15 protein-coding genes are annotated in these 19,066 nt (G+C 67.8%); 2 read left to right on the top strand and 13 right to left on the bottom strand.

Going from position 1 to position 19,066, the window contains the following annotated elements; translation table 11 throughout:
- Positions 1 to 2: 2 nt before the first annotated feature.
- From OPU71_RS01050 to OPU71_RS01005, 10 genes are all read right to left on the bottom strand, one after another.
- Positions 3 to 1,370 (bottom strand): O-antigen ligase family protein, encoded by a 1,368-nt coding sequence (locus OPU71_RS01050; protein ID WP_267724101.1) that lies wholly within the window; start codon positions 1,368 to 1,370, stop codon positions 3 to 5.
- Positions 1,363 to 2,529: a glycosyltransferase family 9 protein gene (locus OPU71_RS01045; protein WP_267724099.1), complete on the bottom strand. Its 1,167-nt coding sequence runs from the start codon at positions 2,527 to 2,529 to the stop codon at positions 1,363 to 1,365. Before OPU71_RS01045 ends, OPU71_RS01050 begins: the two co-directional genes overlap by 8 nt.
- A complete protein-coding gene (asnB, locus tag OPU71_RS01040) occupies positions 2,522 to 4,375 on the bottom strand; it encodes an asparagine synthase (glutamine-hydrolyzing) (protein WP_267724097.1) in 1,854 nt (617 codons plus the stop codon). Before asnB ends, OPU71_RS01045 begins: the two co-directional genes overlap by 8 nt.
- A 2-nt stretch (positions 4,376 to 4,377) precedes the next feature.
- On the bottom strand, positions 4,378 to 6,135 hold the full coding sequence (gene msbA / locus OPU71_RS01035) for a lipid A export permease/ATP-binding protein MsbA (protein ID WP_267724095.1): 1,758 nt from the start codon (positions 6,133 to 6,135) through the stop codon (positions 4,378 to 4,380).
- Between the two features lie 99 nt (positions 6,136 to 6,234).
- Positions 6,235 to 7,359 (bottom strand): glycosyltransferase family 4 protein, encoded by a 1,125-nt coding sequence (locus OPU71_RS01030; RefSeq protein WP_267724093.1) that lies wholly within the window; start codon positions 7,357 to 7,359, stop codon positions 6,235 to 6,237.
- Entirely contained in the window at positions 7,356 to 8,477 is a 1,122-nt protein-coding gene (rfaQ, locus tag OPU71_RS01025; protein ID WP_267724091.1) for a putative lipopolysaccharide heptosyltransferase III, read from the bottom strand. The genes OPU71_RS01030 and rfaQ overlap by 4 nt, the downstream gene beginning before the upstream one ends.
- A gap of 180 nt (positions 8,478 to 8,657) precedes the next feature.
- Positions 8,658 to 9,212: an alpha-ribazole phosphatase family protein gene (cobC, locus tag OPU71_RS01020; RefSeq protein WP_267724090.1), complete on the bottom strand. Its 555-nt coding sequence runs from the start codon at positions 9,210 to 9,212 to the stop codon at positions 8,658 to 8,660.
- Positions 9,197 to 9,958, bottom strand: a complete 762-nt coding sequence (locus OPU71_RS01015) for an adenosylcobinamide-GDP ribazoletransferase (protein ID WP_267724316.1) — start codon at positions 9,956 to 9,958, stop codon at positions 9,197 to 9,199. The genes cobC and OPU71_RS01015 overlap by 16 nt, the downstream gene beginning before the upstream one ends.
- A gap of 10 nt (positions 9,959 to 9,968) precedes the next feature.
- Positions 9,969 to 11,027 (bottom strand): nicotinate-nucleotide--dimethylbenzimidazole phosphoribosyltransferase, encoded by a 1,059-nt coding sequence (gene cobT / locus OPU71_RS01010; protein WP_267724089.1) that lies wholly within the window; start codon positions 11,025 to 11,027, stop codon positions 9,969 to 9,971.
- Positions 11,028 to 11,275: 248 nt separating this feature from the next.
- Entirely contained in the window at positions 11,276 to 12,004 is a 729-nt protein-coding gene (locus tag OPU71_RS01005; RefSeq protein ID WP_267724088.1) for an SLATT domain-containing protein, read from the bottom strand.
- A gap of 266 nt (positions 12,005 to 12,270) precedes the next feature.
- Here OPU71_RS01005 and OPU71_RS01000 point away from each other — a divergent pair, with 266 nt between their 5' ends.
- Both OPU71_RS01000 and OPU71_RS00995 read left to right on the top strand, forming a co-directional pair.
- Positions 12,271 to 13,278, top strand: a complete 1,008-nt coding sequence (locus tag OPU71_RS01000; protein WP_267724087.1) for a sulfate ABC transporter substrate-binding protein — start codon at positions 12,271 to 12,273, stop codon at positions 13,276 to 13,278.
- A 70-nt stretch (positions 13,279 to 13,348) separates the two neighbouring features.
- On the top strand, positions 13,349 to 14,293 hold the full coding sequence (locus OPU71_RS00995; RefSeq protein ID WP_267724085.1) for a CysB family HTH-type transcriptional regulator: 945 nt from the start codon (positions 13,349 to 13,351) through the stop codon (positions 14,291 to 14,293).
- On the opposite strand, the gene OPU71_RS00990 is transcribed toward OPU71_RS00995, so the two are convergent.
- The 3 genes from OPU71_RS00990 to nifS all read right to left on the bottom strand — a co-directional run bounded on the left by OPU71_RS00990 (position 14,290) and on the right by nifS (position 19,058).
- On the bottom strand, positions 14,290 to 16,992 hold the full coding sequence (locus OPU71_RS00990) for a sensor histidine kinase (protein ID WP_267724083.1): 2,703 nt from the start codon (positions 16,990 to 16,992) through the stop codon (positions 14,290 to 14,292). The genes OPU71_RS00995 and OPU71_RS00990 overlap by 4 nt on opposite strands.
- A gap of 120 nt (positions 16,993 to 17,112) precedes the next feature.
- Positions 17,113 to 17,769: an SOS response-associated peptidase gene (locus tag OPU71_RS00985; RefSeq protein ID WP_267724081.1), complete on the bottom strand. Its 657-nt coding sequence runs from the start codon at positions 17,767 to 17,769 to the stop codon at positions 17,113 to 17,115.
- Positions 17,770 to 17,849: 80 nt separating this feature from the next.
- Positions 17,850 to 19,058: a cysteine desulfurase NifS gene (nifS, locus tag OPU71_RS00980; RefSeq protein WP_267724079.1), complete on the bottom strand. Its 1,209-nt coding sequence runs from the start codon at positions 19,056 to 19,058 to the stop codon at positions 17,850 to 17,852.
- Positions 19,059 to 19,066: the final 8 nt, after the last annotated feature.

Below are 19,066 nucleotides of genomic sequence, written 5' to 3'. Positions count from 1 at the left end.
GTCTAGCGGGCGGGTTCCGGCGCCGCGGGCGCTTGGCTGCCGAGCTTCGCGAGCCCAAACAGCAGGCCGGCGACGAAGAAGGCTTGCTCGATCATGTGGTCGCGCACGGTGCCGTCGATGCAGGCGCGCAAGCCGTAGGCCGCAACAAACAAGGCCAGCGCCAGCCCGGCGCCGCTTCGCGCCTCGCGCCAGCGGCGTACACCGCTGGCCACCAGCGCGCCGAGCGTGGCAACAAAGAGAAGGCCGCCCGGAATGCCAAGGCCCAGCGTGAAGTCGAGGATGCCGGAATGGCCGAACTGCGTCGAAACCGGCCGGCCATAGTGTTCTTTAAGCGCGCGGCCAAAGGCGTTGCGGTCAAAACCGACGCCGAGGGGATTCCGCCGGATTTCATCGAGCAGGCCGGTCATCCAGGCGGCCCGCATGTAGGCCGACGAGTCGACCGGTTTGCCGTCGGCCGCGAGCGGCATCCGCTCGGCGCTCTCCTGATCCAGCCAGGCCTTGTTGTGTTCGATATCGACGCCGGCCTGCACGGCCGCCGACAAGGTCTTCCAGCGCGGATCGCCATGCACCGATACCGCCGCAGCGCCGAGAACGACGACCAGGCCAAGCACCCCGATCGCCGCTGTGCGGCCGAACTCGCTGCGTGTGCGCGTCTGGGCATAGGCGATGAAGGCGCCGCAGGTGACGACAAACATCACTGGCAGCGCGTTGCGCGTCATCATTGCAACGGTCAGTCCCATCGAAACCAGCAAGGCCAGCGGTGCCAGCCAGCGGCGCGCACCGAATAGCGATATGCCCCGCGCGGCCTGGCTGGCAAGCTCGGCAAGCCAGAGCGCGACGAGCGCCGTACCGAGATAGCTGCCGAGGTCGCGCGAACCGACGAGCGTGTTCTGCTGGAGGATTGCGGTGACGGGCGCATCAAGCGACCAGGGCTTGTAGGCGATCTGGAATGCCAGATAGGCGGTGTAGCTGACGCCCAGCGCGCCCAGCCAGGCAATGTGGCGGGACCGCGCCGACTTCCAGCCCGGGCTGTTCGCCACCAATACGCCGATCGCGAACACCGCGAGCGACTTGAACCATTGGCTTGATTCACGCCAGGCGTGAGCGGGCTCCCAGGCAAGGAAGCTGTTGTGAAACGCGATCCACAGGCTCAGCGCGACCAGGGGGAGGGCCACGAGGGGCTGGCGCAGCGTCTGCACGGCATTCCGGTAGTCCGGTTTGAGCGCCAGCAGCGAGATCAGCAAGAGCACCGGCAGGGCATTGCGGACGGCAACCAGGCCCGGCACTGACCAGAGAAATACCAGCAGCGCGAAAAGCACGAGGCTGCCGGTCTGGGCGATGCGGCGAGCGATGCCGATGTCGTCAGTCATGGGATACCGGGGTCCTGTTGCTGGGCTGGGGGCTGGCTGCCGCCGCTGAATCCGTGCCCTGCGGCATCACGGCCAGCGTCTGCAGCGCCGCGAGTACCGCATCAACGGTGTGCTGGCGCACACAGTGCGGGTTTGCGCATTCGGGCGGGCGTCGCCAGCAGTGGCGCACCCATTCGACTTTGCGCTCGAAGAAGTCGTGCTGGTCGCGACAGGCGACGTCCGCGTTCCAGATCGCGACGTAGGGGCTTTCGCGCCAGAAGTGCCCGGCGCCGCCAAGCAGCGGCGAACCGGGGCCGAAGAGGGCGACGGTAGGTGTGCCGACGATGCGGCCAAGGTGGGCGATGCCGGTATCCGGGCACACCAGCGCCCGCGAACCCGCAAGCAGTTGCCAGTACTCAGGCAGCGACAGGCTGCCCGGGTGCTGTGTCAGGCGCCGCTCGGGGTCGACTTCATCGAGCAGCGCGGCTTCGCCGGGCCCGGTCACGAGGCAGGGGGCAAGGCCGGCGCCCTGAAGCCGCGCGATCAGTGCACGCCAGTTCTCGGCCGGCCAAAGTTTGTTGACGCCGCTGGCGCCCAGATGCAGGACCACCCGTGTTGATGTCGGGTCTTGCGGGCCCACGGCCGGGTGCGGCCACTGTCGTGGCGCATAGGCAGGTGGCTCGGGGCCGTCGACCAGGGTGGCGGCGACATCGCCGAAGGTCATCGCACGATCTGGCAGGGCGCGTGTCTGACTGAGCGCTATGCGTTTGTGCCAGCGCGGATCACCCGCGAAGCCGATGATCCAGCGCGCGCCCAGGGCGGCCGCCAGCCAGCCGTGGCGCGCCTGCGCCGGGCACAGCGCCAGATCATAGGTGTCGCGGGCGGCAAGCAGGGTCTGTGGATCGCGCAAGTCGAGTGCCTGCGCGCGAACGCCCCAGGGCCGCCCCTCGAACAAGGCAACGAAACGTGGCGGGCAGGTCAGCGTGATCTCGGCCGTGGGCCAGCGCGCGCGGACCTTGGCGAGCAGTGGCGCAAGCATGATCGTGTCACCCAGCACGACGTCGGCGGCGATCAGCACCTTCTTCGGGGTTACGGGCGGCGTGCCGAGCAGTCGGTTGAGCTCCACGCGCGGCAGGCCCAGGGCCAGGATCAGGGCGCGGCTGAGGCTGCGCTTACTCATCGGCGGCGCGCCTCAGGCGGTCGAGCTGGCGCAGGCTCTCGTCGAGCATCAGCAGTTGCAGCATGCCTTCAGACAGGCTGGCGTCCAGCCGCCAGGCCGCGACGAAGCGCTCGACGATGCCGGCATCGATCTGTCCATCACTCGCATGCGCCAGGCGTGGCCCGAAACCCGGCAGGCGCGAGGCGAGGCCGTCGCGCACCAGGGCGCGGATCGGCGGATTGAAGCCACGCTTCTTCATCGTCAGCAGCCCCAGCGTCATGCACGGCAGGCTGCGCTGCGCGAGCCAGGCCTTCGGCGGCTGGCTGAATCGTTCGCTCGCGGGCAGGCCGGCCAGCGCTTCGACGAAAACATGGTCGATCAGCGGCGCGCGACCTTCGAGGCCATGCGCCATCGTCACCAGATCGGCCTTGCGCAGTATGTATTCGGGCAGGTAGTTGAGGCGATCGACTTCGAGCAGCTGCTCGATCGCGCTGTTCGATGCCACTTCCGGCGCGCGCCAGCGGTGCGCCGGCAAGTGCTGGAGCGCCGGCTGCAAGGCGGCGCGCTCGGCGGAAGAAAAACCGGAAAAACGCAGCGACCAGGCGTCGGCCCATGACATTGAGGCTTCAAGCCGCAGGCGCTCGCTCTTGCCGGGTGTGATGTTCCCGCCCGGCCGTAGCCAGCTCAATGCCGGGATGCTGCGCCGCCAGGCCGACCGCAAGTGCTGGCGATAGCGCTTGTAGCCCGCGAACAGCTCGTCGCCGCCATCGCCGCACAGCACCACCTTCACATGCTGCGTCACCTCGCGCGAGAGCGCCCAGGCGGGGAAGGCGGAGGGGTCGGCGAAGGGCTCATCGAGATCGGCGACGACTTGTTCGAACGTGGCGGACACGTCACTGGCCATCGCGATGCGCGTGTTCGCCATGCCCAACTCGCTGGCGATCCGCGCCGCCAGTTCGCTTTCGTCCATCGACGGGTCGTCGAAGCCGGCGGTGAAGCTCTGGATGTTCTCGAAGCCCTGCGCCGCAAGCCGGCTGGCGACGACCGTCGAATCGATGCCGCCGGAAAGGAACACGCCAACCGGCCGGTCGGCCACGGTGCGCAGCCGCACCGCTTCGTCCAGCACTTCGATCGGATTGCGCCCGTTCGGCGCGGGGGCCCAGTAGCGTAATTTCGTCAGCGCGCCGGTGGCCAGATCGAATTCGATGCGGTGCGCGTTCTCAAGCCGGCGGATTGCGCGGAATACCGTGCGCGGCGCGGGGATCGTGCGGTGCGCGAGGTAGGCATCGAGGCCCTCGGGGTCGAAGTCCCGCTCGGCGCGCGGCACCGCTGGCAGCACGCTGCGCACCAGCGAGCCAAAGGCCAGCGTCTGGCTCGCGGCGTCGTGGTGATAAACCAGTGGCTTGAGGCCCATGCGGTCGCGCACCAGATGCAGCTTGCCGACGCGCAGATCGAGCAGCGCAAACGCGAACATGCCGCGCAGCTTGGGCAGCAGCGCCTCGATGCCCCAGGCTTCATAGCCGCGCAGGATGAATTCAGTGTCGGAGGTGGTACGAAAGCGCGCGCCCTGCGCTTCAAGCGCGCGGCGCTCGTCTTCCCAGCCGTAGACCTCGCCGTTGTAGCAAAGCCAGATCGAGCCATCGTCGTTGCCCATCGGCTGATCGGCCTCCGGGCGCGGATCGCGGATCGACAGCCGCGCGTGCAGCAGCGCGCGCTGGGCGCCGGCCGGGTCGGCAAGGCGCTGGCCATCGCGCCAGCACACCGCGTGGCGCGCATCCGGGCCGCGTTGGGCGATCGCCGCAAGCATCGCCTCGGCGCTGCTGCCGCTCAGCGGCCGGGTGCTCAGATAGCCGGCAATGCCGCACATGCTCAGGCCTGCTCCGCCGGCTCGTCGTCCTGGCGGAACTGCATCTTCCACAGGTTGGCGTAGAGCCCTTCGTGGGCGATCAGCTCGGCATGCGTGCCCACCTCGGCGATGCGGCCGCGATCCATCACGACGATGCGATCGGCGCGCTCGATCGTTGAAAGCCGGTGCGCGATGACCAACGTGGTGCGGCCTTGCATCAGCGTGTCGAGCGCCACCTGCACCGCGCGTTCGCTCTCGGTGTCGAGCGCCGAGGTGGCCTCGTCGAGGATCAGCACTGGCGCGTTCTTGAGCAGGGCGCGCGCAATCGCGAGCCGCTGCCGCTGGCCGCCGGACAGTTTGGTGCCGCGCTCGCCGATCTCGGTGTCGAAGCCTTCCGGCATCTGCATCACGAAGTCGTAAGCGTTGGCAGCGCGGGCGGCTGCTTCAATGTCGGCACGGCTGGCGCCGTTCATCGAACCGTAGGCAATGTTGTTGGCGACCGAGTCGTTGAACAGCACCACTTCCTGACTCACAAGCGCGATGTTCGAGCGCAGGCTTTCGAGTAGCAGATCCTCGATCGAAATGCCGTCCAGGCGGATCGCGCCGCTCTGCACCGGGTAAAAGCGTGGCAGCAGGTTCGCGATGGTGGTTTTTCCGCTGCCGCTTTGGCCCACCAGCGCGACCATCTCGCCGGGCGCAATGCTCAGGTTGATGTCGCTGAGGGCGTCGCGTGATGCACCGGGGTAGCGGAAGCCAACCTGCTCGAAGCGCACCTCACCGCTCGCCCGCGGCAGCGCCTTGGTGCCGTGGTCGGCTTCGGTGCCCGCGTCGATCAATTCGAACACGCTCTCGGCCGCAGCCAGGCCGCGCTGCAGCGGTGCGTTTACATCGGTGAGGCGCTTGAGTGCCGGCACCAGCTGGGCGATGGCGACGATGAAGGCGTTGAACTCGCCCACCGTCAGGCCGCCCTTCTGGCCTTGCCACAGCGCGGCAGCGATGATGCTGCCGATGCCCACCGCGGCCAGCGTCTGCACGATCGGCCCCTGCGCCGCGGCGGCGACGGTGCCCTTCATGTTGAAGTTGCGCAGTTGCTGCGTGGCCCGGCGGAAACGGCCCGCCTCGTAGGCCTGCCCGCCGAAGACCTTGACCAGCTTGTGCGCGCTGATCGCTTCTTCGAGCACATGGTTGATCAGGCCCATCGACTCCTGCGAACCACGGGTCATGCGCCGCAGGCGCCCGGCGAAGGCGCGCACCGCCAGCGCCACCGGCGGAATCAGCACGAAGGCGATCAGCGTGAGCTGCCAGTTCAGGTAGAGCAGGAAGCCGAACAGCGCGATTACCTTGATCGAATCGCCGATCAGCGTGTTCACCGCGTTGGTCGAGGCATCCAGCACGCCCTGCACGTCGTAGGCCACCTTCGACATCAGCAGCCCGGCTGGGCGGTTGTCGAAGAAGGGGGTTGGCTGGCGGATCAGCTTGGCGAACATCTCGTTGCGCAGATCCAGCAGTACCTTGTTGGCCACCCAGGCCATCGCATAGTCGGTGAGAAAACTCAGGATGCCGCGCAGGAAATAGATGCCGACGATGCCCGCCGGATACCAGAACACCGTGGGCGAAACGTTCGGTCCGAAGCCCTCGTCGATCATCAGCTGCAGCAGCTTGGCCATCGCCGGCTCCAGCGTGCCTGCGATCACCATGCACACGAGGGCCGCAAAAAAGGCCTTCTTGTACGGGCGAACGTAGGTCAGCAGACGGCGGTATAGCTGCGTGGATTGCGACATGAAGCGCCTCAGGGCGGAAGACCGCGCGGATTATACCGGAGGGGGCTTGCGGCCCCGTCGCCGCTTGCGCTGCGGCGATTGCGACAGGATGTGTCCGGGCTACGCGAGCAAGCCTTGATACAGCGCGACGAGCGCGTCGGCCATGCGCTCCGGCGTCTGGGCTTCGGCCGTGCGGCGTGCGGCGGCGCTTATGGCGGTAAGTTGCTGCGGCGAGGCCAGCGTGGCCATCATGTCGGCCAGCGCGGCGCGCAGGGCGTCGCGGTCGAAAGCGTCGGCAAGCCAGCCGTTCTCGCCGTGCCGGATCAGGGATTCCGATCCGCAGGTCGGCGAGGTGATGGCCGGCAGGCCGCAGGCCATGGCTTCGAGCACCACGTTGCCGAAGGGCTCGTAGATCGCGGGGAAGACGAAGCCGTCGACGGCCCGGTAGAGCGGCGCCACGTCTTGCTGCGGGCCGAGGAAGCGCACCCGTTCGGCGCAGCCGTGCCGTGCCGCGAGCCGGCGGTAGTGCGGCTCGGTCTTGTCCTTGCCCGCCACCACCAGCCAGGCCTCGCGCGGCAGGGTTTCGATCGCGGCGGCGAGGCCCTTGCGTTCGAAGCCGGAGCCGACGAAGCCGAGCACGGTCGCGCTTTGCGGCAGCCCCAGCGCGGCGCGGGCCGCGTGTTTCTCGTCCGCGCTGGCGGGGCGAAAACGCTGCAGGTCCACGCCGTTTTCAATCAGCGGCAACTGCGCTTCCGGCAAGCTGAATGTCGCCATGATCTCGTGCTGGATGAAGCGCGAGTTGCAGATCACCGCGCGCAGCCGCGGGTGGCGGAACATCGCCGCTTCCGCCGCCAGCGTGTAGCGGTGGTAGGGGCCGCACCAGGCCGGGTCGAAGGCCTTGCCGCGCGCCTTGGCGCGGTGCGTGAGCCAGCCCAGATGGGTGCCGTCGCCGGCGCGGTAGAGGTCGCAGCCGGCGATGCGTTCGTGCGATTGCACCAAATCGAACTCGCCGCCGGCAATCTCGGCCTGCACCGCACGCGCGAAGCTGGCGTCGCGCCAGGTGCGGCCAAGGTGAAACGGGTCGAGCTTGCGGATCGCCAGGTTCGCGGCAGGCTGGCCGCTCCACTTGCGCGTCAGCAGCGTCAGCGCGATGTCGTCACGGCCGAGCGCCTCGATGGCGCGTTCGACGAAGCGTTCGGCGCCGCCGAAGGCGGTGTAGCGCTGGCGGACGAGGGCGAGCTTCACGCGTGATGCAGGCGCAGCGAGGCGCGGCCGTCGGTTTCGGCGAGCAGATCCTGCACCGCAGCCCAGGCCTGCTCGACCGGCAGGCGCACCAGGCAGTCGCTGATCTTGCCGCCGCCGCAGCCGTCGATGCCGCAAGGCCGGCAGGGGTGAGCGTCACTTGCGACGACGCGATGCGGCACGCCCCACGGGCCCCATTCGAGTTCGCCGGAAGGGCCGAACAGCGCCACGGTGGGCACTTGCTGCGCGGCGGCGATATGCATCGGCGCCGAATCCACGCCGAAGAACAGGCGCGCGCGGCCGATTACCGCGGCCAGTTCGCGCAAGCTCAGTTGGCCGCTCAGGTCCAGCACCGGCTGCGGTAGCGCGTTGATGATGCGGGCGACGAAGGCCTTCTCGTCTGCGTCCGGCCCGCAGGTGAACACCAGCTTCCAGCCCGCGTGCTGCAGTCGGCCACACAGCGTGGCAACCTGTTCGGCTGGCCAGCTTTTGAACATCCAGCGCGAGACCGGGTGGATCGCGATGAAGCCACCGCGTGCCAGCCCCGCCGCGCCGAGTAGCGCATCGGCGCGCGCTTCGGCTTCCGTACCGGGGTGGATGGACAGCACCCGTTCGTCCGGTTCGGGATAGAGGCCGATCCGCCGCAACACATCGAGGTTGCGTTCGGCGGTGTGGCGGCGCGCGTTCAGCGGCTCACCCTGCAAGTGGCTGAAGGCCTTGCGCCACATGCGGCCACGCGCCGGCCGCGAGGGCCCGACAGCCCAGCGGGCACCGGTGAGGCGCGCAATCCACGCGCCGCGCGGGTGGTCGGTCATGTGCAGCACCAGGTCGTACTGGCGGGCGCGCAGCGCGCGCAGCAGGCCCAGTTCTGCCTTGGCCTGGCCGAGCGGGCCGCGTTTCTTCCAGCCGCGGTCGATGCCGTGCAGCTGCGTCAGCGCCGGGTGGCCCTGCAGCATCGGCGCGGTTTCCTGATAGACGAGGGCGTCGATCTCGCAGTGCGGCGCGCGCGCCTTGAGCGCATGCAGCACCGGCGCGGTGAGCAGCACGTCGCCGTGGTGGCGTAGCTTGATCACCAGCGCGCGGCGGACTTCCTGAAGTGGAATCGGATCGGTCAAGAGCATGGTTTTGACGATAGCACAGGGCCTGCCGGCCGCTTAGGGAAGGCCTGAATAAGTGGCTGCGACGGCGCATCGCTGCGTTGCGGCGTGCTCGCTCCCGCGCCTATCGCTTTGATATGTCTTGGTCGCTGCGCGCGCCGCGCCTTGCGCTGCATCCCTCTCGCTCACTTAGTCAGACCTTCCCTAGCCGTTGAAGCGTTTGAGCACGCAGCCCCAGGGCTCGACCTGTAGCTGCGTCAGGCGTGCATGGGCGAAGTCGAGCGCGAGCCAGCGTTCCGGCGGCATACCGAGCAGATGGCCGGCGATCGCACGCAACGGGCCGCCGTGGGCGACCACCACGACTGCGCCATGGCCCGGCCGCGCCTGCAGATCGGCAAGGAAGGCAAGCGCCCGCACCGCCATCTCGGCCGCCGATTCGCCGCCCGGCGCGCGATGGCCGAGCGGGTCGCTGGCCCAGGCGTCGAGCGCGGTTTTGCCGATCGCCTCGTAGGGCTGCATCTCCCAGTCGCCAAAGCTCATCTCGCGCAGGCGTTCGTCGATCGTGACCTCGCCCAGCGCTTCGCCGAGCAAGCGTGCGCGCGAGAGCGGGCTGGCGTAGCGTTTCGCGGCCGACGGCAGTTGCGGCTTAAGGTGGGAAACGGCGGCATCAAGCGGCGCGGCGAGCGGCACATCGCTCGCGCCGTAGCAGGTGCCCGGCGCCACCGCGACCGCCGGGTGACGGATCAGATAGAGGTCCACGCCGCCGCCCAGACGAGATAACACGCGAGTTCGGCCAGCTGTTGCGTCGCGCCGAGGCAGTCGCCGGTGTAGCCGCCCAAGCGGCGTTTCAGATAGCGCGCCCACCACAGCGTGACGAGGCTGGCGGCAGCCAGTGCAGCGAGGGCGGGGCGTGGCGCCAGCAAGAGCAAGGGCGCCGTGCCGCACAGTGCGGAGAGCAACCATTCACGATTCGACATCCGCACCGCGAGCGGTTTGGCTTTGGCGTTCAGGTCTTCGCGCACATAGTCCATCAGGCGGATCAGCGTGCCGGAGCACAGGCGCGAGAGCGGGTGCGCCACCAGCAGGGCGAGCGCGGCCTTGTCCGGCGTCATCGCGCTCAGCGCGGCAAACTTGGCGAGCAGCGCCAGCAGCAGGGCGGTGGCGCCGTAGGTGCCGATGCGCGAATCCTTCATGATCGTGAGGATCTGCTCCGGCGCCCAGCCGCCGCCCAGCCCGTCGGCGGCGTCCGCGAGCCCGTCCTCGTGAAAGCAGCCGGTGAGGCGGATCGACACCGCCATCGACGCCAGCACCGCGAGCGGCATCGGCCAGATCTGCGCGGCCAGCCATAGCACCGTTGCCGATACGGCGCCAACCACCCAGCCCACCGCCGGGAACCAGCGCGCCGCGTGGTTCAGGCGTTCCGGCGAGTATGGCACCCACGCCGGCACCGGGATGCGGGTAAAGAAGCCGAGCGCGGTGAAGAAGAGTTCGAGCTGGCGGCGCAGCATGGGTGTATCAGTTGTCGCGCCCGCTGACGCCGGCCGATTCGAAGCTCGCCATCTCGGCCAGCATCGCGCAGGCGGTTTTGAGCAGCGGCATCGCCAGCGCGGCGCCGGTGCCTTCGCCCAGGCGCAGATCCAGTTCCAGCAGCGGCGAGGCCTTCAGGTGAGCCAGTTGCGTCGTGTGCCCCGGCTCCTGCGAGCGATGCGCGAAGACGCAGTAATCGCGCACAGCGGGCGCCAGCGCATCGGCCACCAGCAGCGCACTGGTGACGATGAAGCCATCGACCACCACGCACATCTTCTGCCGCGCCGCTTCGAGGAAGGCGCCGACCATCATCGCGATCTCGCAGCCACCGAATTCAGCCAGCATTGCGAGCGGATCGCGCACCACGCCGGCGCGCTGCCAGGCCTGATCGAGCAGCGCACGCTTGCGCGCCAGCCCTGCGTCGTCGAGCCCGGTGCCGCGCCCGATAACGTCGGCGAGCGGTGCGCCGGTGAGCGCGGCGGTGATCAGCGAGGCACTTGCGGTGTTGCCGATACCCATCTCGCCAAAGCCGATCGTGTTGCAGCCAGCGGCGGCCAGCTCGCGCACGATGCGCGCGCCGGCTTCGATCGCGGTGTCGCGCTGGTCGGCGGTCAGTGCGGGCGCTTCAAGGTAGCTCGCGGTGCCCGCCACCACCTTGGCGCGCATGAAACGGGTGCCATCGGCGCCCTGTGCCGGCAGATCCGCCAGATCGCGGGCGACGCCCGCATCCACCACCGTGAGGGTGACGCCGGCCTGCCGGGCAAACACGTTGATCGCAGCGCCACCCGCGAGCATGTTGGCCACCATCTGCCAGGTGACGTCCTGCGGGTAAGCGGATACGCCCGCCTTCGCCGCGCCATGGTCGCCGGCAAACACCACGATGTGCGGTGCGCGGACCGTGGGTGCGGTGGTCTGCTGGATCAGCCCCAGCGTCATCGCCAGCGCCTCGATGCGACCCAGGCTGCCGGGCGGCTTGGTCTTGCCGTCGAGGCGGGCTTGCAGGGCAGGGTTCAGGCTGGTGGCGGGCGCAGTGATGTCGGCGTACATGGCGGGGCCAATCGGCGGGGCTGGAATGGGGCCGCGATGCTAGCACGCGTGCGCGTGCGGGCCTTGCGCGTGCGCAGACCCGCTAACGGAAGGCGGCCGCGCTCGGGAAGGCCTGAATAAGTGGCTGCGATGGCGCATCGCTGCGTTGCGGCGTGCTCGCTCCCGCGCCTATCCGTTTGATATGTCTTGGTCGCTGCGCGCGCCGCGCCTTGCGCTGCATCCCTCTCGCTCACCCATTCAGACCTTCCCTAGCGGGTGATCCGCAATGAGGTGTCGGCGCCCAGTTGCTCGCCGCTGGCGATGCTGGCGGTCGGCTCGCTGCTCCAGAGCGCGGCGCCAAGGGCGTTGGCGACGAACACGCCTTCGAGTGCGACGATCGCGATCGGCAGCGCGAGGCTGGCGATCTGTGTGGCGTGCGCCTGCAGGGCCACGCGCATGCGCTCGCTGCGGCCAAGCCGGTGCTCGGCCGCCATGTCCAGCAGCGCCAGGCGCTGGTCGTTGCGCGAGGGCGACTCCAGATTGCGCAGGGTCTCGGCATGGCGGATGCGGAACTCGTCGAGGATGTGTGAGGACACGGTGCCGGGGCCGACGTCTTCACACACCTTTTCGAATTCGCGCGCCAGTTCGCGCAGGCGGTCGCCGCATTCGAGCAGGGCGCGCGCGCGTAGCGCGTGGTTGGCCGAGGCGACCAGCACGACACACACCAGCACCGATACGCCGAGGAAGATCTGCACCAGATTGAGCACATTGGCGGCCAGTGCGAGGCGAACGCCGGCGTTCTGCAGCAGGGGCAGGAGGATCAAGCCGAGCGCGAGCACCACCAGGGTCGCGAGCCAGATGCGGCCTTGCCGGTGCAGCCGCTGCCCGGCGTGCGTGCGGCTGCGTGCGGTGGTGCGGATGGCGAGCAACTGGCGTTGTGCGGAGTTGGCACTGAGTTCGTCCGTGCCTGACACCCAGTCCGAAAAACTCGATTGCATGGTTGTGCGAGGGCCTTTTCTGGATGGCCGCGTCTGCCTGCAGGGCGGCCGGGTTCTAGGAAGCGACGGCGTTGCGGCGCGCCAACCCCCGCTTCGGACGGGCGAGCGCAAGCGGCATTGAACCTGAATTCCGGGATGCCCGAAAGGGCGGACTTCGGGATGCCGCTTTAAGTGGAATGCTTAGCGGTTTTTCTTGGTTCGGCGATCGGCCGCGCTTGGATAGATTGGGCGGCCGGATAAATACCAAGAAAACGTGAGTTTCCCCGATGTTGCTCAAACCCTTCGTGCGTCTTGCCGTGAGCCTGTCGATCCAGCTCGTGGCACTTGGACCCTCCGCCGCCCAGACGACCCTCCTGAACGTTTCCTATGATCCCACCCGCGAGCTGTACGCCGACTATAACCAGGCCTTTGCACGCTACTGGGCGGCGAAGACGGGCGAGACGGTCACGGTGAAACAATCGCATGGCGGCTCAGGCAAACAGGCCCGCTATGTGATCGACGGCATCGAAGCCGATGTGGTGACCCTTGCGCTGGGCGGCGACATCGACCTGATCGCCCAGGTCGGCAAGCAGATCGCGCCGGACTGGCAGAAGCGCCTGCCCAACAACGCCACGCCCTACACCTCGACCATCGTGTTCCTGGTTCGCAAGGGGAACCCGAAGGGGATCAAGGACTGGCCCGATCTGGCGCGCAGCGGCATCGGCGTTGTCACGCCCAATCCCAAGACCTCTGGCGGCGCGCGCTGGAACTACCTGGCCGCCTGGGGCTATGCGCTCAAACGCAACGGCGGATCGGACGCATCCGCGCGCGACTTCGTCAAACGGATCTACAGCAATGTGAAGGTGCTCGATACCGGCGCGCGCGGCGCGAGCACCACCTTTGTCGAGCGCGGCATCGGCGATGTGCTGATCGCGTGGGAGAACGAGGCGAAGCTGGCGGTGCAGGCGCTGGGGGCCGACAAGGTCGAGATCGTGACGCCGTCGATCTCGATTCTGGCTGAGCCTTCGGTCGCGGTGGTCGACAAGGTGGTCGACAAGCGGGGCACGCGCAAACAGGCCGAGGCCTACCTGCAGTATCTGTACTCGCCGGAAGGGCAGGCGATTGCCGCGCGGCATTTCTACCGCCCGCGCGACGCCCAGGTTGCCGCGCGCTACGCGAAGCAGTTTGTCCCGGTGGAGCGATTCACGGTCGACGAGGTCTTCGGCGGCTGGGGCCAGGCGCAGAAGCGGCATTTTTCCGACGGTGGCGAGTTCGACCAGTTCTTCCGGCCGTGACGCGCTGATTGCATGCAAGGCCTGGACTGATAATGCGCCGTCTCAACGCGCACTGCACCGGACACTGAACATGAACTTCCAGCAACTGAGGATCATCCGCGAAACGGTTCGCCAGAACTTCAACCTGACCGAGGTGGCCAATGCGCTGTTCACCTCGCAGTCTGGCGTGAGCAAACACATCAAGGATCTGGAAGACGAACTCGGGGTCGAACTCTTTGTCCGGCGCGGCAAGCGTTTGCTTGGCCTGACCGAGCCAGGCAAGGAGCTCGAGGCGATTGTCGAACGCATGCTGCTCGATGCCCGCAACATCAAGCGCCTGGCAGATCAGTTCAGCAAACGCGACGAAGGCCAGCTGACGGTCGCCACCACGCATACGCAGGCGCGCTATGTGCTGCCGGCGGTGGTGAAGCGCTTCAAGCAGGCCTATCCGAAGGTGCATCTGGCCCTGCATCAGGGCAGCCCCGCCGAGATTGCCGAGATGCTGAGGTCGGGGGATGCGGACCTCGGGATCGCAACCGAGGCGCTCGATGGTTTGCCCGAGATCGTCACCTTCCCGTATCACCGCTGGCATCACGCGGTGATCGTGCCCGACGGGCATCCGCTCACCCAGGTCCAGCCGCTGACACTTGCGGCGATTGCTGACTACCCGCTGATTACTTACCACGAGGGCTACACCGGCCGCGCGCGTATCGACGCTACCTTCGCGGCGGCGGGCCTGGTGCCCGACATCGTGATCTCGGCGCTCGACGCGGACGTGATCAAGACTTACGTTGAACTGGAACTCGGGCTTGGCATCGTCGCGTCGGTGGCCTTCAACCCGGCACGCGATCGCGGTTTGCAGATGATCGACAGCAAGCACCTGTTCGACGAGAACACCACGCGCATCGCGGTACGGCGGGGCCATTACCTGCGTGGATTCGTGTACCGCTTCGTCGAGTTCTGTGCGCCAGAGCTGACCGAGGCACTGGTGCGGCCCGCGATCGCCCCGCAGCGGGACGATCGCGCCGCCGATTAGCGCAGCGCCTCGGGATGCGGGGCGCCGGTTTCCGGCGTGATGCGGGGGAATTCCAGCGTGAAGGTGGTGCCCAGACCGGGGTCGCTCGCCACCGAGATGCTGCCGGCCAGCACTTCCTGCACGATGTTCCGCACGATGTATAGCCCCAGCCCGCTGCCGCCGGCACCAAGGCGGGTGGTGAAGAAGGGCTCGAAGACGCGGTCGAGCAGCAGGCGCTCGATGCCCACGCCATCGTCGCGCAGTACCAGGCGGATGCAGTCGTTCGGCAAGAGGCTTACATGCAGCTCGATCCGCCCGCGCTCGCGCCCTTCAAAGGCGTGCGTCAGGGCGTTGAGCACCAGGTTATCGACGATCTGGGCAAGGGCGCCGGGGAAGCTGTCCATTTCGATGCCGGCGGGCGTGTGCGCAACGAGGACGATGCCGCGTCGGGTCAGGGTCGGGTTGAGCAGGCCGACGATGTCGCTGAGCTTGCTGCTCAGTTCAAAGCGCAGGCGTCGGTCGCTCGACTGGTCAACCGCCACTTCCTTGAACTTGCGGATCGTGCCGGCTGCGCGATCGAGCCCGCTGCGCAACAACTGCATTGCCTCGCGCACATACGCGGTGAAGTCGCTCAGATCGGCTCGCCGCATGCGGCCATCGTTGGCCAGTTGCTCGAAGCGGCTGGCCTCTTCAGCCAGCGCGCTGGCGGTGACGACACAATTGCCGATCGGGGTGTTCATTTCATGCGCAACGCCGGCCACCAGGCTGCCAAGCGAAGCCATGCGCTCGGCACGCAGCAGGTCGGTCTGCGCGCGCCGCAGGCGTTCTTCGGCCTGACGTTGGCGCGTGATGTCGCGGCCGATCCCCCGGTAGCCGACAAAGCGGCCGCGCGCATCGTACTGCGGGGCGCCGGAAAGCATCAGGTAGCGCAGGCCGTCGCCCTCGGTGATCCTGAGCAGTTCGTCGGTGAAGCGGGTGCGCTGTTCCATCGCGGCGCGGATGTTGGCCGCCCGCGTGCGGTCGTCGTGGTGCAGCGGCAGGTGGGTCACGTCGCGGCCAAGCCAGCGTCCGAGCAGGATGCCCGCGCCCGATAGGTCTTTGCCGACGATTTCCGAAAAGCGCAGCTTGTCGTCCATCTGCCAGTAGCAGTCGGAAGAAAGCTCGGTCAGCTCGCGGAACCGCGCCTCCTTGTCGCGCAGGGCACTGATGAGCGGGCGCACGATTCGCCGCAGCGACCAGCCCGCAATGAGCAGCACGGCAAGCACCGCCGGCAGGATCCGGTGCCATTGCTTGCGCACCGGTTCGTAGAATTCATGCGCGTCCTGCGCCACCATCATGACGATCCCGTTGCCGGCCACCCCCATTGCCATGCCAACGCGCCCCAGCGGGGCGTACACCAGCACGCTGGGGTGGCCGTCGTCGCCCCGCACGATCAGCGGGTCCCAATCGGGGCTGCTGTGGCCATTGAGCGCGTCGTCGACCGCCTCGCGCATGGCCGAACCCGCGCGCGGGGTCCACAGGCGATCCTGCGAACCGGACTGAAAGCATCGCACCTGTTCGCTGATGAAGCCGCAGACCGACATCACGCCGGTGCGGCCCAGGTCATAGGTGTCGCCGATCAGTTGTTCCCACGGGGATACGGTCTGCTCCAGCAGCAGATCGGCCACATGGCCCTCGCCGGGCAGGTCGATGCGCAGCCGGAGCTGCGCGAAGGGCAGGCCGTCGTGCCACTTCATCTGCAGGTCGATGGCGCCCTTCGTGTCGCGCCAGAGCGTTTCGGCCTGCGTCAGCGTGCCCCGTTCGGTGAGGATCTGGCCGTCGCGGCCGATGACCTGGAAGCTGCGCACCACGCGGAAAGGCACCTGCCCCTGAATCTGCTGGAACAGCCGCCGCAGCGTGGCATCGTCCTTGCGTTTCTGTGCCAGCGTGGCGAGGCGGCCGATCTCGGTATCTTTCAGCAGTACGTTGGCGTCGAAGTACAGGCGTTCGGTGGCGTAGTGAAAGACCAGCTCGCGGTTGCGCGCCGTCATTCTTTGCTGCTGGTAGAGCGAACGTTCGATCTGGGTTTGCAGTGCCGCCAGCGTTGTGAGCGTTGTCGCGAGCGTCACCACCACCAGAAAGCCGATGCCGATCCGCGTGACGCGTACTTCCTCGCCCAGTTGTTCAGGGCGGTGCGCCCGGCATTGCATCGCCAGCACCAGCCCGAGGCCGAGCAAGGTGGCGGAGCCGGCCAGCGGTGGCGCGGGCAGCTGCGGCATGGCGTAGATCAAGGGCAGGCGCAGGACCGTGCTGATCGCGCCGAGCAGGCCGGCGGACGCGATCGCGGCGGCCGTGAGCATTGCGGCGCGGCGGACACGTTTGCCCGGGCGCAGCGCGAGTGCAATCGCCGCAGCCGCCCAAAGCAGCATCAGCGCCGCCTGCCAGGGCGGTATCGACGCGGGCCAGAGCGTGGCGGCCAAGCCGGTTGGCGGCGTGGGTACGCCCGGCAGCAAGGGGAGCGCGGTGAGCGCGGTGCAGAAGCCGATGAAGCCCAGCCAGGCGCGGCCGATGCGCGCACCGCCCTGCAAGGCTGCGGCTGCGGCGAGCGCCATGCCGCCCGCGCTGGGGTGGAGCCAGGGCGCAAGCACGGGGGGCGCGGCAAACGCCCCCAGTGCGCCGAGTACCGACGCGGCGGCGTACAGGATCAGGGCAGGGGCGGTGAGGCTGCGATATCGACTCATCGTTCTTCTTGGATTGCGGGTGCCTTGGAGACCGCGTGGCGGGCGCGCGTTGCGGAGGCTTCCTCCACAACAATCACGGCGAAGACGGCGCGAACTTGAGTCCGGGCGCCTGCCCCGCGCTCAGCGCGACGGCTTGCTACGCGGTGGGAGCGGATCGGCGCTGGCGCGCATCAGGTCCGGATCAAAGGGCCGCAGAAAGCTGCGCGCCTGCGCATCGGTGCGCGCGCTCAGCCAGCCCTCGCAGTCGTCGGGATCAAGCACGACCACGGCGCGCTTTTCTTCCCCCGGTTTATGGAAGCGGCGCATCAAGGGGTGCTCGTCGGCGTTGATCGTCAGCATTGCGAAGGACCAATGCGCCGGCCCGGCGTCGTGGCGGCGCTGCTCCCAGATGCCGGCCAGCATGAAAGGGGCGCCGTCGTGGCGTTCGATCCGCCAGCGCACCGCCTTGCCACTTTCGTAGTTGGGCTCGAACAGGCTTTCAGCCGGAATCAGGCCGAACTGGCACGACCTCCACGCATTGCGGAAGCTTGGCTTGTCCGCCACGGTTTCGCTGCGGGCGTTGTAGGTCATGCGCGCGAGCTTCGCCGGATCGCCCCAGTGCGGCACCATGCCGAACAGGCCTGGCAGCCATTCAGCGGGCAGCAGGTTGGCGAGGAAAGGCGCAAGGCCGCCGGGGAAGGTTTCGCGGTAGGCGAAGCCCGGTGGGGCAATGACATGCGGGCCGATCTGCATCCGTTCCAGATGCTGGGCCCGTGCTGGGTTGTAGTCGGCGCACATGCGCCGATTGTGCCGCCGTGCGGCGGCCATGGAAACCCGCTCGCGCGTCGCAGCCGCGGTGGCCGCGACGCGCGCTTGGCTCAGGCGTAGGCGGGCTGGAAGCGGCTGGCCGGGTCCGCGGCGGGGCCGGCTTCGCCCCAGTAGGGTGAGATCTTGCGCAACTGCTCGATGATCGGCGGCACCGCTTCGATGACGCGCTCGATTTCTTCGAGTGTGTTGTAACGCGAGAGCGAGAAACGGATGCTGCCGTGCGCGGCGGTGTAGGGGATGCCCATCGCGCGCATCACATGCGAGGGCTCAAGCGAGCCGGATGTGCAGGCCGATCCGCTGGAGGCCGCGATGCCCAGCTTGTTCAGCAACAGCAGGATGCCTTCGCCTTCGACGAACTCGAACGCGATGTTGCTGGTGTTGGGCAGGCGGCAGTGCAGATCGCCGTTCGGGAAGGCGCGTGGCACTCGGGCGAGGATACCTTTCTCAAGCTTGTCGCGCAGGTAGCGCACGTCGGTGTTCTCGGTATCCATGTGTTGCATGGCCAGTTCCGCCGCCTTGCCGAGCGCGATGATGCCGGGTGCGTTTTCGGTGCCGGGGCGGCGGCTGCGTTCCTGCTGGCCGCCGTGCAGCAGCGCGCGAAAGCGCGTGCCGCGGCGCAGGTAGAGCACGCCGATGCCCTTGGGCGCATGCAGCTTGTGGCCCGAGAGCGAAAGCATGTCGATCTTGGTGCGCTTCAGGTCGATCGGCAGCTTGCCCACCGCTTGCACCGCGTCGGTGTGGAACTGGATGCCGCGTGCGTGCGCGTACTCGGCCATCTCTTCGACCGGGAAGATCGTGCCGGTTTCATTGTTGGCCCACATCACCGAAACGATCGCGACGCGGTCGGTCAGCAGCGCGCGGTACTCGTCCATGTCGAGCCGCCCGCGGCCATCCACGCGCAGCTTGTGCACCACGTAGCCTTCCTTCTCCAGCCGGTCGCAGAAGGCGAGCACGGCGGGGTGTTCGACCACGGTGGTGATGATCTGGTTGCGATCGGGCTGGGCCTTGAGCGCGGAGAGAATCGCGGTGTTGTCCGACTCGGTACCGCCCGAGGTGAAGATGATTTCCGAGTCGTGCTCGGCGCCGAGCAAAGCCTGGATCTGCGCGCGTGCTTTCTTCAGCGCGATGCCCACCTGGTTGCCGAAGCTGTGGATTGATGAGGCGTTGCCGAACTGCTCGGTAAAGAAGGGCAGCATGGCTTCAACGACGGCCGGGTCGCAGGGCGTGGTGGCGTTGTTGTCGAGATAGATCGGTTTCATGGTCGGGC

Source organism: Niveibacterium sp. 24ML (assembly GCF_026586805.1).
GTDB lineage: Bacteria > Pseudomonadota > Gammaproteobacteria > Burkholderiales > Rhodocyclaceae > Niveibacterium.
Note: the sequence above shows the minus strand (reverse complement) of the source record. Positions and strands in the feature narration are given on the sequence as shown.